Here is a 13,538-nt window from a genome sequence, read left to right as displayed (position 1 = left end):
ACTATGACTCACTTCCTTGTTTGGATGGCCGTTTTCCTATGGACTCATTGAATTGCTGAAAAGTTATATCAACCCTCATTAACAATTCGGCACATTCCTCTTCCGATATCGTTAAAGGAGGGGAAATAATGATGGCTGCCCCTGTTACACCGTCTTGGCCTGCTGCTGCGGGGTACAGGAGGATTCCATTTCTACTACCCAATTCAATCATTTCATTCGTCACATTGGCTTCTTTTGGAAATGGGGCCTTCGTGGCCTTATCCTGGACAAATTCGATGCCGATCAATAAACCCTTGCCGCGGATGTCACCGATAAAGGAGTACTTCCTGGCTATCTTCTTCAGCCCCCTAATCAGGTCTTTCCCTCTATCGGCAGATTTTTCGACAAGTTCATTCCTTTCGACATATTCCAAAACGGCTAAAGATACCGCACACGACAATGGATTCGCACTAAGCGTATGGCCTCCGATAATTGACCGTGAGCCTTTCATGATTGGCTCCATCACACTTTTGGTCATTACTGCGGCAGCAATCGGGGTATACCCGCCACTCATGCCTTTACCAAATGTTACGATATCAGGTTCCACATCCCAATATTCGGAAGCAAGCATTTTACCGGTTCGGCCAAAGCCAGTCATGACTTCATCGGCAATGAATAAAATGTCATTCTCTTCGCAGATTTTCTTGAGTTTTTGAAAGTAACCATCAGGAGGAACGATGGCCCCCCCTGCTGCGCCGATGACAGGTTCTGCGATGAAAGCCGCTATATTTTCACTGCCAATACGTCGGATTGATGCTTCCAATTCCGAAGCACAGGCCATTCCGCACGTATGGGAATCAAGTTGAAGTGGACATCGGTAGCAATATGGAGGAGATACTGAAGGATATGATTCAAGCATTGGAGTAAACCGTTCCCGGCGAATCGGATGTCCAGACATCGAAAGAGCCCCCATGGTGATGCCATGATAGCTCATCCACCTCGATATGATTTTTTGTTTCTTGGGCTTGCCTTTTTCCTGCCAATGCTGAATGGCGATTTTCAAGGCCGTTTCAGTCGCTTCAGAGCCGCTGTTTACAAAAAAACTATAAGTCAGGTCCCCTTTGGTTAATTCAGCAATTTTTTCGGCAAGTTTCTCTGCAGCCTCACTGGTAAATTGAGAACGATATACAAACGAAACCAATCTAGCCTGTTTTGCCATTGCTTCATAGATTTCCTGAACACCATGGCCAATGTTGGCAGTTACAGCACCGGAAGAAGCATCCAGGTAATCCTTTCCTTCTTTGTCGTATAAAAATACGCCCTGACCATGACTGATAGTCGGGTAGGCTCCTCCCAAGATCGGCTTGATCAATGAAGACTGCTCCATTAGCCCACACTCTCCTTCTTTTATAAAACAAATGCAATATAGTAAAGTGTATGTCCAGAAGAAGGGAATCTTGCTAAGGAAATTGACCTATGCTCGTAAAGTGTGTAAATGAATTTGTCTAAAAAAGGGGACAAAAAAAGTGTATCCGCAAGAGATACACTTTTTTTCTTACAATGCGCTATTTAGTTTTTCTTCACGAACTGACTCCAAAAAACTTTCATCCTTTAAAACAGCCAGCACATTTTTATAAAAAGCAGTTTTATCAATAACTGAGGTATGTACATATTCATACTCTTTTAAAGATGGATGACGCAAAACATTTTTCATGCAGGAAAGACAAACTTTTTTTGTTCCTAACTTATAGTAGTTCAAGTTACTTGCATCCCCATTAGAAGTGTCTTCGTTACAAACGAAACATGTATGGCTCACACGGCCTTTTTTATTATACTCGGCCAAAACCCCTTCTAAACGTATGGATGCGGGAATTGTTAATAACACATAATCACCTTTTCTATTTTAAATCTCTTAGTATTATATCAGAAAAATATAGAATTTGAACAATTAGACTCATATTCCCTAATAATGCATGGAAAATCGGAAAATTTCCAGAGAAGATAAGAGGACAGACTCCTAAAAAACACCAAAAACGAATACTATATTTATATATATTCGTTAAAACACCGTCCACTTTTTGAACGGCGTCTTTATTTTGTTTTATGAATCGATTTGTATCGTTGCTTTACCGTTCTTAACCTTCATAACAGCTTTTGAACCGACCGGCATCGTCACAAATGGATGAACATGGCCAAAATTGGCATTAGCGATCACTGGTATGCCATTTATCTCCTTTTTGGTTGCAATGATTTCCTGTAAAGCATATTCAGTCATACCGGATTCCTTTTGGAAACGGCCAATTACGATTCCCTTAATCCCACTTGCATCGGGCTGATGCAGCAATGATTGTAAATCCCGGTCAAAACTGAATGGATGGCTTTCTTCGTCATCTTCTATGAACAGGATACTGTCTTGCAAGGATGGCATAAACTCGGTACCTTGTAAAAGATTGAGTGTACAAAGATTCCCACCAATGACCGTTCCAGCCGCTTCCCCTTCCTGAATGACCATATATCCTGCATTCGGGTGGAAAGTTCGATCATCCTGTTCTAAATGCCAAGAGTCATCACTCCACGTTTCGCTTGGCTCAAGATAAAAGCCTTCACTTTCGATTATGGCCTTTTTAAAATGTTCCATCGTATATTCCAGACCTGCCTTCATCCCGAACGTCGAGAAATGGGGACCTGAGTATGTAGTCAAGCCAGTTTTTTTATAAATAGCCAATAAGATTGCGGTTATATCACTATACCCCATCATTACTTTTGGATTTTCCTTAATCAAATCGTAGTCAATATATCGTAACAATTGGTTGGCATTATAACCGCCGATGGCTGTAAAGATCCCCTTTACATTCGGATCCCTGAACGCATCATGCAAATCCTCGATCCGATCTTCAATCGAATTCGAGAAAAAGTCATCATGGAACAAAGCCGTTTTACCATATGTCACTTTAAAACCAAGCTCCGTCAATCTTTCTTCTGCCAATCTGCGTTGTTCCCCTTTGACGATCGCCAAGCTTCTCGAAGGTGCAATAACGCGAATTTCATCCCCTGCTTGTAAACGGGAAGGTTTCATATCTTTATCCCCCTAAATTAATAACATAATCGTTATTTTAGCAGATATGGGGAATAAATAAAAATCAAGAACCTTAAGGAACAACAGTCGGGCAACTCCATGTAATGAGGCTTCCATCATTCTTTTTTTGCCATTTCCCCTAAAAAAAAACTGGATGTCCCGATTGCCCTCCAGTTCCGCTTTACTTCGTTTTCCTCATCATTGGCATCCTTGTTAATCGCGTTTTGCCGGTACTGAAATTTTGTTATGTATCGCTTGTCCCTGGTACATAGTAGGATCTTCTTATTTAAGTACAACAACCTTTCGAGTCAGAGCGATACCCCGTCCAATTAAAAAATCCCTTACATTAAGAAAAGACCAGCTTTTTCAACTGGTCTTTGGGTTATTCAATTAGCAGCAAAATGAAGCACCGATGATAATCAACAGAATGAACAAGACAACAATTAAAGCGAAGCCTGATCCAAATCCGCAACCGCCGCCGCCGCCGCAGCCACCACCATAACCGTATCCTCCGCCACCAAATCCACCATATCCGTACATTAAGATTCACTCCTTTTAGATTTCTGATTTCTCTTTACACCTTACCATATGACAATACGCCCGCCTCGGTCTGTGCATATGCCTATTTTTCTTGATTTAAGAAAAAACTTTCGAATGAGCACCTTCATCATCGTTACTAATTAAATGAGGCCCACCAAATATAACTATGAGAAATGGCTAAAAACGTTTCATATTTATTGTGTTACTTTTTATTTAGGATATAATAAGGAAAAAACAATTCTTAGCCTCTTTAAGCTATCTCATTCCTATAATAGATACATAAAAGGTTAATACGGGGGAACACAATTGAAAAAGAAAGCAAAATCCTTCATCCCTTTCGCTGCAATCGCCACGATTCTTCTAATCAGCTATATCCTTCAAAAAACTCCTAAAACATATGGATCGGATGATTCGATAGATGTTTATCAAAAATTCCAATCAGGCAAGCCCATTCAGTATCTTGTTATTGGAGATAGTATTGGAAGAGGGTCAGGAGCTGAAACTCCTAATCTAACATGGTTCAAACAGTTAGAAAATAAGATGTATGAAACAAATGATATCCCTTTCCACGGGGATTACGTGGTCCAAAGCGGGTCCACTGCTTTTGAAGGTCTTTTTAAGCTTTCCCAAAGAAGGCAGCATGACCATAAGGATTTGATTTTCATCGTATTCGGTGAAAATGACCGCAAGTATATGAGTGTCGATGATTTCACGATGACGTATGAAGCTTTAATCAGAGAGGCAAAACGTCTCCACCCTCATGCAGAATTATTCACAATAACTGAAAGTTCCTTGAAATTCAAGGAATTTGGATCTGCCATCAAACTTTTATCCGAGCATTATGGTGCAACGAATGTGGATATGCGTCCTATATTCAAGGATTCAGGCTATACGGAGAAACAGTTGACTAGAGATTTGATTCATCCAAATGGCCTGGGCTATAAATTTTATGCCAATGCAATTTATGATCACTTCCTAGATAATATAAAACGGGAGAAGACCGTTGCAGCCCTTCCCCCTAAACTTCATGCCCGCTCTGATTTAGATTTAAAGGAAGTTGACCACTATGTAAAAATGAAAGGTTTTCGTCCAATGGGGGGGTATTTTTCAAGTAAAGAAAAAGGCAGTGTCATTGAATATAACTTCAAGGGAAGTATTCTTGGTGTGAAATTGCTTAGAAGTCCCGATGGAGGGGAAGTAAATGTATGGATCGATGGCAATGAAATCACGACTTTGAATACATGGTGGCCATTTGCCCGTGAAAGATATTTATTTATCACCAATGGACTGCCTCCAGGTTCACATACGGTCCGTTTTGAGGTAACTGCCAGAACAAATGCAATAGATCATATCACCTTTCCATATGTCCGGATCGCGTCGATCATCACCGATTAAATCCCGCAAAATTGATAAAACCCCTATCATCCTATGATAGGGGTTTTTCAGTCAATCAAATAGCTTCTTGTATTCTCCGTATCCTTCTTTTTCAAGATCTTGGATTGGGATGAATCTCAAAGAGGCAGAATTGATGCAATAGCGTAATCCCGGCGGTCCCGGACCATCATTGAAAACATGACCAAGATGAGAATCGGCTTTTTTTGAGCGAACCTCGATTCTTCTCATTCCATAACTCGTATCGAGATTTTCCACCACTTCCTCTTCTTTTAGCGGTTTGGTAAAGCTTGGCCAACCGCAGCCTGAATCGAACTTTTCTTTTGAAGTGAAAAGCGGATCACCTGAAACGATGTCCACATATAACCCATCCTCCTTCAAGTTCCAGTATTCATTGTGAAAAGCTGGTTCCGTTCCATTATTTTGGGTGACTTCATATTGAATTGGTGAAAGTTTCTGTTTTAATTCTTCTTTACTTTTCATTTTTTTCCCCCCAATGATGTTGGATAAATGCTTTTCGTCCTGATCCAATCGAATATCTTTCATAATGCTCAGGTTGCTTTTTATAATATTGCTGGTGATAGGTCTCAGCTGGATAAAACGTTTTGGCTGGTATTATCGGCGTTACAATCGGTTTGGAAAATTTCCCGCTCGCCTGCAGCTTCGCCTTGGATGTCTCAGCAATTTCACGTTGGTTTTCGTCATTATAAAAAATGGCAGTTTGATAAGAACTTCCCCGGTCATAAAATTGCCCGCCAGCATCGGTCGGGTCTATTTGCTGCCAAAATAACTCGATTATATTTTCATATGGATATACGTTTGGATCGAAGGTAATCTGTACAGCCTCATAATGTCCCGTCGTTTCTGAGCAGACTTCTTTGTACGTGGGATTTTCCGTTGTCCCGCCCGTATAGCCCGAAATGACGGATTCGATACCAGGCTGTTCATCGAACGGTTTCACCATGCACCAGAAACATCCACCTGCGAATGTTGCTTTCTCCAATAGTTTTGTCAAATGAAAAATCCTCCTTTTTTTACAAACCATCCATTGAAAGCATTTTAACGCTTTTATTTTGCCTTGTAAAATAATATGCCGACCAATCCTTCTAACGAAAGCGCTCCTTTCCCACTCAAGGGTTGACACATGCCCAAGCATCACACCATATGATAGGTCATAATGGAAAATGAGAGGTGTTGGAAATGAGCGATAAACAATCATATTTACAAAAAGCTGTAACTTATGATTTACTATCGTCTTATTATAAGTACAGCAAACCACATCTGCATGATTATTATTACCATAAGTACTTGATAAATCTTGAAAAAGCAAGGCAACAAGTAAGATATGAACATATGAAGGTCTTACTTCCTGCACAAGTACGCATTTTACATGCTGCGCCAACAACTCCTTCAATTGATATTTATGTCAATGAAATGCCTATTCTCAAAAACTTTTCATATAGAGATATCAATGGGTATTTACCATTCGCCCCCGGCAAGTACCAATTGGATTTATACCCCAGCGGACAATCCACCTCACCCCTGCTAAGCCGTAAAGTGGGGCTTGAAAGCGGGATATCCTATACAGTGGCCGCTGCATTGTCATATGAATCGGTGAAGATATTAACTTTCGAAGATAATCCATTTGTTCCCAAAAATGAAGCCAAGGTTCGATTCATCCATCTATCATCCCCATTACCGTCAGTCGATATTGCCGTCAAAGATGGAGATGTCGTTTTTGAAAATCTCTCCTTCAGGAAAGCAAGTGAATACCTTAATATACATCCCATGATCGTTGACTTCGAAGTAAGGAAAGCAGGGACAAAAGAGATTATACTTTCACTTCCTAACAAGGATTTCCAGGGAAATACCTCCTCAACCATTTATATATTAGGGTTAAACCGGGAATCATCGACGTTAGAAGCCCTAACGTTATCCCCATAAATGGATAAAAACCAGGAAACATTGATCCTGGTTTTTAATCGATTTAATCACTATCATTGCAATGATGAGGGGATGGTCAATAAAAATGAAATGTCATCATTTTCAAGATCGAATTTTTTTGCCTTAACCCTAATGTCACTTTTCAATTCCATATCCTGTAATGACACATAAATACTTTCGTCATTGGGGCTAATGCTTACCCAATCCGGCATATTATAACGCTCGTTTATTAGATTCATTACATATGAAACAGGAAGGTTCATTTTTCCGACAGCAATGGATTTTTGCTTTAGGATCAAGTCCCCATTTTTTTGGGCTATTGGTTCAAAAGTTAATTTCATTTCTACTTCACGATTGAAAAATGGCATGGTTCCATATAATTCGACTACGTCCGTTAAATATACTTCGTAATGAATGGATCCCGTCAATCCTTCTTTATCAAGATACTGGTTGATTAACCTTGTCAAATCTTCCCGATTCGTATGGATTTGAAATTGGATATCTTCTTCGTGGCTTACTTTTGGTATCAGCTCATCATCTTTAGTCGGTAGATTAACTAAAATCAGAACAAATAGGATGACCAGGATGTTTAGGGCTAATAGGGAAATAAACAAAGCCTTCCATTTGACATTTGTCATTCTTGGTCATCATCTCCTTTGGCACTCGCCTCCAACGTGTCCTCTCCAATTGTGGTTATATCCATGTCATTATAGATTCTTGTCGCGATTAATTCATATCCTCGGTCATTGGGATGAAAATAATCCTCTGCATAGAGTAAATCTTCCTCGGAATTCTTGAAAATATCTGCTATTTCAATAAAATAGGCTGAATCATATTCTTCTATAATCTCTTTCCCACTTTCATTCCATTCATTCATGATCATATCAAGTTCATAAAAATCTGCGAACCATTTGGAAAATGGATTGTATACGCCCACAAGGTATATTTGGGCATGGTCATTTTCAGAGCGCACCTTATCAAGTATCTGCCTTAATCTTTTTTCATACCCTACCTTTGCCGATTCAAACTGATTCAGTTCCAAATTGGAGAAATTCTGTTTAAAGACCTTCATGATATCATTTCCACCGATAGTGACAACAATCGAATCTGCTTGTTTTATGTCTTCTTTAATCCTAGCCTTATCCAGTCTTTTCAATAGTTGGTCGGTCCTATTTCCACGTATGCCATGATTTATCATCTCTACAGAAGTAATGGATGGTTCTTTTTCCAGCTTATTTTGTAAATAAGGCAGATAGCCGCCATTATCTTTACTATCACCGACCCCTTGAGTCAAGGAATCGCCAATCGACACGATTTGCACAGGATCCGGGAAAAAGCTGGCAGGAATAGTATCCTTTTCACTCAGCTCTATTATGCTTTTCTGCTGAACGGATGGTTGATTTGAAGCTGTTTCACTTTGACCGCAACCTGAAATCCAAACTATGCATATGAAAAGACAGGTGATTCTGTACCTCATGACCCTCACCTTCCTACCCATATATTATATCATGTAGAAAACCAAAGATTGCAAACAATATACCTTCATTGCATATCTAGCTAGAGCATTCCTTCCTATACACTATGAAAAATGCAAGGAATTAAAGCTAGTCCTATAAAATTTAGCATGTACTGTGCAGGTAAAATCATTCTTCACTTCCGCTGTTTCTTCAAAAACTACATGCTTCATATTCACCGTCGCAAATAGGCTCTTGTTAAAAATCAATAAAGAATAAAAGAAAACAGAAAGAACAGGTCAATTAACCTGTTCAATAATTCTGTAAAATTTTAATATGCTTAATGATTTCATCAAAAGGGATATCCTGCAGACCTGTGTAATCCCTAATGATTTTTCCATCTTGATCCATTAGAAAAAAGCTTGTCCCATGAATCACCTGATCTTCTGCTTCAGGTTTTTTGACGATCGTTTTAAAGTTATCCAATGCAAACTGCTCGATTTCTTCCTGACCATAACCGGTTAGAAAATGCCAGTTCCCGTAATCAACGTTAAATTGATCTCCAAACTTTTTTAAAACATCCGGCTTGTCTATCTCAGGATCCACAGAAAAAGAAACGAACTCTACATCTGATATACCTTCATCCTTCAATTGCTGTTGCAGCTTCGACATATTGGCAGTCATGGGCAGACAAACTGTCTCGCAGCTTGTAAATATAAAATCCGCCACCCAAACCCTTCCTTTAAGATCACTTTTTGAAAAAGGCTCGCCTTCCTGATCAATGTAACTAAAGTCTTCCAAATCCCAATTTTTAGCATCAGGTACTCCATTGGAACCGCATGCCGTTAATAGCAATAAAATTGAAGCCCCCATAGCTGCCATAAGCAAATGCAGCTTTCTCATCTCTACCCCGTCCTTTATGTATAAAATATTCTGTTACTTCATTAATTTTAACAGACCAATTGAAATGAGAACAGCAACTCTTTCAACGAAATAAAGACATGTGTAAAAATGTTTTGGACCCTTCTGCAATAGGCATATTTCAATCGGCTTTATCAGTCCCAATAATACATGATTGCCATGGCACCTTCACCTGTATGGGTACTGACGACGGCAGTGGTTGCTTCTATTTTTATGTCTTGAAAACCCGATAATTCTGAAATGGCATGGCGGACTTTATCTGCAATTCCAAGTCCATTTGCATGTACAAAACCAATGCCCCTAACTTTTTTTCCTTGTGTATCTTCTTTAAACTTCTTGATGATGAACTTCACGACCTGGGACTGGCTTCGAGCTTTGGATACAGGATTCAGTACACCATCATCCAGTAGCGCTATTGGCTTTATGTGCAAAAGTGAACCGATTAAAGCGGAAACTTTACCAATCCTTCCGCCCTTGACGAGGTTATCTAGTGTTTCTATGACAATGATCAAACTTGACTGCTTTTTAATTTGTTCAAGGCGTTCAATTATCTCTGCTGCGGATTTCCCTTCCTTCGCCAGTTTCGCTGCCTCGATCACCTGAAAAGACATCGCCTTGGAAATGAATTTCGAGTCCAAAACGGTGACCTTCGCTTCAGACATGCTTGCTGCACTCTCCGCTGAGCGTACAGTGCCGCTCATACCACCTGTCATATGAATGGAAATGATCTCACTGCCGTCCTTACCAAGTTCATCGTACACCTCCACAAATGTACCTACGGCTGGCTGTGAGCTTTTTGGAAGTTCTTTTGACTGGTTCATTCTTTTCAAGAATTCCTCTTGTTCGATTTCAACCTTATCTAAAAAAGTCTCCCCATCAATAAAGATCGATAAAGGAACCATTGTGATATCATAATATTCCAGTTCTTCCGGTGTCATATCCACTGTTGAGTCTGTTACAATCTTAACTTTATTCATCATTACACATCCCTAGATTAACATATCTATTGTATTATACCTATTCAAGGTAGGCATTCAAACTAAAGGTTACTTTTTTGCAGAAGGATTAATACTGAACGAAAAGATTACACAAAAAAAGACCATCCCATTAGCTAACCAGAGCATGCCGCATTATTCGATATTGCATGAAATTCGTGGCATCTCTTTTATCGGAGAAGTTAGCTATGGAACAGTCCAGATTAAGCATTATTTAGTAAACTCCCAAAAAAAATCTTGTTATAAACAGGCCATTTGAGTACGGATGCTAAATAATGCTTGAATGAGTAATTTTCTTTATGATCTTTATTAGCAAAAACTTTCTTTACAAATACTTCCAAACGCACGGTCAACATAAAAAAATTCGGATCACTTGGCAGTAAGACAGGTATTTCTGAAATTGTGACCTTATGTCCAAAACAATCTTTGAATTCCAAGCATTTGAACATCAAAATATCAATCCTCATTTTTAACCGATTGCTTACATTATACACAATAAATCAAAAAGTATAAATATTCAAATGTATAAAAAAAGCACAAATCCTGCCTGTCTTCCATTAAAAAAGACCCATAAGGGCCAAAAGCCTTCATGAGTCCTTTTATCATATACCTTCCTCGTAGTTGCTTTCCCGCAAGCTTTCACGCTTCACCTTGCGTTTATAGACAAATTTAGATAATGAAATACTGACTTCGTATAACAACAGTAGTGGAACCATTACCAAAAAGTCTGACATAAAGTCAGGCGGCGTAATCGAAATCGCTATGACCACAAGTACAAAATAAGCGTACTTTCTTAATTTTTGAAGCACATATGGATTAATTATCCCAATGGAGGTCAAAAACATAGTAACGACAGGAAGCTCGAATAAAACAGCAAAAGGTATTGTCATATTAAAGACGAATGAAAAGTATTTATCCGCTGTAAAGCTGGTTATGAACATCCCATCGCCCAATTCAATCAAAAATTGAAGAATGGTCGGGAAGATGACAAAATAACCAAAAGCAAGCCCTCCGATAAAAAGCAAGAAAAGTGCCGGTATATAGGAAAGGGTCGCTCTTACTTCATTTGGCATCAAAGCGGGTTTAACGAATAACCAGATTTGCAGAGCTACTATCGGAATCGTTGCAGCAATGGCTACAACACCTGAAAGCATAAAGTAAATCCAGATAATATCACTCGGTCCCAATACCATCAGGTCAAAATCGAGATCCTTCACAAACCAATTGTAAATCTCTTCCACATAAATAAAACTGGCGATAAAAAAGATGACAAAAGCAACCGCAGTAATAATAAGCCGTTTTCTCAATTCATCGAGATGATCGATGATATTTAATTCTTTATCTTCCAAAGTTGATCACGCCTTCATCTGAAAATCCGTATCTTTGTTCCAGCATAAAGGCGTAAGACGATTCCATCTTACGCCCAGCATTCAATCATTCTTGATTTTTTTGTTGTAATTTCTTATCTTCTTCATAATCACCTTTTGTCAAATCGTTCGTGGACTTTTTAAATTCACGAAGTGTTTGCCCAAAAGCACGGCCAATCTCGGGAAGTTTTTTTGGACCAAAAATAATTAATGCCAATATTAAGATGAGAATTAGACCTGGTACTCCAATGTTTGACATGGATACATCCCCTTTGGTGTTGTAATTAGACCTATTCCGATTATAATACCATTTCCAACCATTTGAAAGTAAACCCGCAATTCGTCATACAATGGTAACAATTATCGACAGTATGCTCGTAACCGCCGGGCAGGTAGAATAAAATGTAAAAACATAAGTATTATTCTATCCTAATTTATCATTTTGTCCATGATTAAATCAATAAGTGAAATAAATTACTGTCTTTATTGACCTCAACGAACGAAAATCCTTTTTTGTTCATTCTTTGAATGAGTCCATCATAATCATTTTTATATTTTAGCTCTATACCAACAAGGGCCGGACCACTTTCTTTATTGTTTTTCTTCGTATATTCAAAACGGCTTATATCGTCATTCGGTCCTAACACCTCATCTAGGAATTCCCTTAAAGCTCCAGCTCGTTGTGGAAAATTCACGATAAAATAATATAGCAGTCCTTCATATAGTAACGATTTTTCCTTAATTTCCTGCATACGTCCAATGTCGTTGTTTCCCCCGCTGACCATGCAAACAACCGTTTTGCCTTTGATTTGTTCTTTGTACAAATCCAAAGCAGCTACAGATATAGCCCCTGCCGGCTCAGCGACAATCGCATGCTGGTTATATAAATCGAGTATCGTCGTACAGATTTGCCCTGAAGGAACGACAACGATATCTTCCAGGTTTTCCTTACAGGTCTGATATGTCAGCTGTCCTACGCACTTGACAGCTGCCCCGTCAACAAATGTATCGATGTTTTCAAGTTCGGTAACTTTTCCTTCCTTGAACGAATATTTCATCGAAGCAGCATCTTGCGGCTCCACCCCAATGCATTTCGTTTTTGGTGAAACCGATTTGAAATAACTTGATACCCCTGCCATTAATCCGCCACCACCGATAGCTGCGAATACATAATCGATTCCATCTTCACAATCATTCAGGATTTCAACAGCGGTCGTACCCTGACCGGCAATTACCTTTACATCGTCAAACGGATGGATAAAGGTACGCTCTTCTTTTTCACAGCATTCCATTGCCATCACAAACGCATCATCGAATGTATCACCAATCAGGACGATTTCCACATTATCCCTGCCGAATAACTGAACTTGATCGACCTTTTGCCTTGGTGTTGTGGCAGGCATATAAATTTTTCCGTGGATACCTAATTGACTGCACGAAAAAGCAACTCCTTGTGCATGGTTTCCTGCACTGGCGCAAACGACCCCATTCTTCGTCTCTTCCTGGGTCAAACTTTTCATTTTATAGTAAGCCCCTCTTAATTTAAAAGAGCGAACATGTTGAAGGTCCTCGCGTTTTAAATAAACATTACATTCATATTTATCAGAGAGCCTCTGATTTTTTTGTAATGGAGTATGTAAAACAATCTCTTTCAGTTCTCTATAGGCAATTAGAATGTCTTCCAATTGAATCCCCCTATTCATGGATGCAGTTTGATTCATATTAATCCCTCATTTCCTTCCTAATCAATTCAATCATTATAGCACTTTACTGTTATTAATGTAATTGATTTTTCTAAAAATTCTTTCTTTTGCTCATTCTACACCAAAAAAAGCCGATTATGGTCATTGCCCATAATCGGTTTTTAACA

16 protein-coding genes are annotated in these 13,538 nt (G+C 39.1%); 2 read left to right on the top strand and 14 right to left on the bottom strand.

Annotated elements, in window-relative coordinates; translation table 11 throughout:
• Position 1 precedes the first annotated feature (1 nt).
• The 4 genes from LQ203_RS19115 to LQ203_RS19100 all read right to left on the bottom strand — a co-directional run bounded on the left by LQ203_RS19115 (position 2) and on the right by LQ203_RS19100 (position 3,595).
• Positions 2-1,366, bottom strand: a complete 1,365-nt coding sequence (locus LQ203_RS19115) for an aspartate aminotransferase family protein (protein ID WP_230160323.1) — start codon at positions 1,364-1,366, stop codon at positions 2-4.
• A 168-nt stretch (positions 1,367-1,534) separates the two neighbouring features.
• Positions 1,535-1,864, bottom strand: coding sequence for a hypothetical protein (locus LQ203_RS19110; RefSeq protein WP_230160321.1), 330 nt, complete (start codon positions 1,862-1,864; stop codon positions 1,535-1,537).
• 216 nt (positions 1,865-2,080) lie between these two features.
• The gene (locus LQ203_RS19105; protein WP_230160319.1) at positions 2,081-3,055 is read right to left on the bottom strand and encodes a S66 peptidase family protein; all 975 of its coding nucleotides are present in this window, start codon (positions 3,053-3,055) and stop codon (positions 2,081-2,083) included.
• A 390-nt stretch (positions 3,056-3,445) separates the two neighbouring features.
• On the bottom strand, positions 3,446-3,595 hold the full coding sequence (locus tag LQ203_RS19100; RefSeq protein ID WP_230160316.1) for a YjcZ family sporulation protein: 150 nt from the start codon (positions 3,593-3,595) through the stop codon (positions 3,446-3,448).
• A 306-nt stretch (positions 3,596-3,901) separates the two neighbouring features.
• Between LQ203_RS19100 and LQ203_RS19095 the strand changes: the two genes are divergently transcribed.
• A complete protein-coding gene (locus LQ203_RS19095) occupies positions 3,902-4,990 on the top strand; it encodes an SGNH/GDSL hydrolase family protein (RefSeq protein WP_230160314.1) in 1,089 nt (362 codons plus the stop codon).
• A 51-nt stretch (positions 4,991-5,041) separates the two neighbouring features.
• Here the strand turns inward: LQ203_RS19095 and msrB are convergent, their stop codons facing one another.
• On the bottom strand, positions 5,042-5,470 hold the full coding sequence (gene msrB / locus LQ203_RS19090) for a peptide-methionine (R)-S-oxide reductase MsrB (RefSeq protein ID WP_230160312.1): 429 nt from the start codon (positions 5,468-5,470) through the stop codon (positions 5,042-5,044).
• Complete coding sequence (gene msrA, locus LQ203_RS19085; RefSeq protein WP_230160412.1) at positions 5,460-6,032, bottom strand: peptide-methionine (S)-S-oxide reductase MsrA; 573 nt, start codon at positions 6,030-6,032, stop codon at positions 5,460-5,462. Before msrA ends, msrB begins: the two co-directional genes overlap by 11 nt.
• Before the next feature lie 155 nt (positions 6,033-6,187).
• Between msrA and LQ203_RS19080 the strand changes: the two genes are divergently transcribed.
• Positions 6,188-6,931 (top strand): DUF4397 domain-containing protein, encoded by a 744-nt coding sequence (locus LQ203_RS19080; protein ID WP_230160311.1) that lies wholly within the window; start codon positions 6,188-6,190, stop codon positions 6,929-6,931.
• 53 nt (positions 6,932-6,984) lie between these two features.
• On the opposite strand, the gene LQ203_RS19075 is transcribed toward LQ203_RS19080, so the two are convergent.
• The 8 genes from LQ203_RS19075 to ilvA form a co-directional block, all read right to left on the bottom strand.
• Positions 6,985-7,569 (bottom strand): YpmS family protein, encoded by a 585-nt coding sequence (locus LQ203_RS19075; protein WP_230160309.1) that lies wholly within the window; start codon positions 7,567-7,569, stop codon positions 6,985-6,987.
• Positions 7,566-8,408, bottom strand: coding sequence for an SGNH/GDSL hydrolase family protein (locus tag LQ203_RS19070; RefSeq protein ID WP_230160307.1), 843 nt, complete (start codon positions 8,406-8,408; stop codon positions 7,566-7,568). The genes LQ203_RS19075 and LQ203_RS19070 overlap by 4 nt, the downstream gene beginning before the upstream one ends.
• 289 nt (positions 8,409-8,697) lie before the next feature.
• Complete coding sequence (locus LQ203_RS19065) at positions 8,698-9,288, bottom strand: SCO family protein (protein WP_230160305.1); 591 nt, start codon at positions 9,286-9,288, stop codon at positions 8,698-8,700.
• A 152-nt stretch (positions 9,289-9,440) separates the two neighbouring features.
• Positions 9,441-10,283 carry a DegV family protein gene (locus LQ203_RS19060; protein ID WP_230160303.1) on the bottom strand — a complete coding sequence of 281 codons (843 nt, stop codon included), beginning with the start codon at positions 10,281-10,283 and terminating at the stop codon, positions 9,441-9,443.
• Positions 10,284-10,504: 221 nt separating this feature from the next.
• On the bottom strand, positions 10,505-10,750 hold the full coding sequence (locus tag LQ203_RS19055; RefSeq protein WP_230160301.1) for a DUF2535 family protein: 246 nt from the start codon (positions 10,748-10,750) through the stop codon (positions 10,505-10,507).
• A gap of 153 nt (positions 10,751-10,903) precedes the next feature.
• Positions 10,904-11,650, bottom strand: a complete 747-nt coding sequence (tatC, locus tag LQ203_RS19050; RefSeq protein ID WP_230160299.1) for a twin-arginine translocase subunit TatC — start codon at positions 11,648-11,650, stop codon at positions 10,904-10,906.
• Between the two features lie 85 nt (positions 11,651-11,735).
• Complete coding sequence (gene tatA / locus LQ203_RS19045; protein ID WP_230160297.1) at positions 11,736-11,927, bottom strand: twin-arginine translocase TatA/TatE family subunit; 192 nt, start codon at positions 11,925-11,927, stop codon at positions 11,736-11,738.
• A 193-nt stretch (positions 11,928-12,120) separates the two neighbouring features.
• The gene (gene ilvA, locus LQ203_RS19040) at positions 12,121-13,389 is read right to left on the bottom strand and encodes a threonine ammonia-lyase IlvA (protein WP_230160295.1); all 1,269 of its coding nucleotides are present in this window, start codon (positions 13,387-13,389) and stop codon (positions 12,121-12,123) included.
• Positions 13,390-13,538: the final 149 nt, after the last annotated feature.

The sequence above is a fragment of the Peribacillus sp. Bi96 genome, assembly GCF_918698115.1.
In the GTDB taxonomy this organism is placed as follows: domain Bacteria; phylum Bacillota; class Bacilli; order Bacillales; family DSM-1321; genus Peribacillus.
This window is presented reverse-complemented; position numbering and strand designations above follow the sequence as displayed.

Bases quoted from the DNA above. Each gene is read 5' to 3' on its own strand.
- tatA (WP_230160297.1), bottom strand. From the start codon at position 11,927: ATGTCAAACATTGGAGTACCAGGTCTAATTCTCATCTTAATATTGGCA.
- LQ203_RS19065 (WP_230160305.1), bottom strand. From the start codon at position 9,288: ATGAGAAAGCTGCATTTGCTTATGGCAGCTATGGGGGCTTCAATTTTA.
- LQ203_RS19100 (WP_230160316.1), bottom strand. From the start codon at position 3,595: ATGTACGGATATGGTGGATTTGGTGGCGGAGGATACGGTTATGGTGGT.
- LQ203_RS19075 (WP_230160309.1), bottom strand. From the start codon at position 7,569: ATGACAAATGTCAAATGGAAGGCTTTGTTTATTTCCCTATTAGCCCTA.
- msrA (WP_230160412.1), bottom strand. From the start codon at position 6,032: ATGGTTTGTAAAAAAAGGAGGATTTTTCATTTGACAAAACTATTGGAG.
- LQ203_RS19080 (WP_230160311.1), top strand. From the start codon at position 6,188: ATGAGCGATAAACAATCATATTTACAAAAAGCTGTAACTTATGATTTA.
- ilvA (WP_230160295.1), bottom strand. From the start codon at position 13,389: ATGAATCAAACTGCATCCATGAATAGGGGGATTCAATTGGAAGACATT.
- LQ203_RS19105 (WP_230160319.1), bottom strand. From the start codon at position 3,055: ATGAAACCTTCCCGTTTACAAGCAGGGGATGAAATTCGCGTTATTGCA.
- LQ203_RS19055 (WP_230160301.1), bottom strand. From the start codon at position 10,750: ATGTTCAAATGCTTGGAATTCAAAGATTGTTTTGGACATAAGGTCACA.
- LQ203_RS19060 (WP_230160303.1), bottom strand. From the start codon at position 10,283: ATGAATAAAGTTAAGATTGTAACAGACTCAACAGTGGATATGACACCG.
- msrB (WP_230160312.1), bottom strand. From the start codon at position 5,470: ATGAAAAGTAAAGAAGAATTAAAACAGAAACTTTCACCAATTCAATAT.
- LQ203_RS19115 (WP_230160323.1), bottom strand. From the start codon at position 1,366: ATGGAGCAGTCTTCATTGATCAAGCCGATCTTGGGAGGAGCCTACCCG.
- LQ203_RS19070 (WP_230160307.1), bottom strand. From the start codon at position 8,408: ATGAGGTACAGAATCACCTGTCTTTTCATATGCATAGTTTGGATTTCA.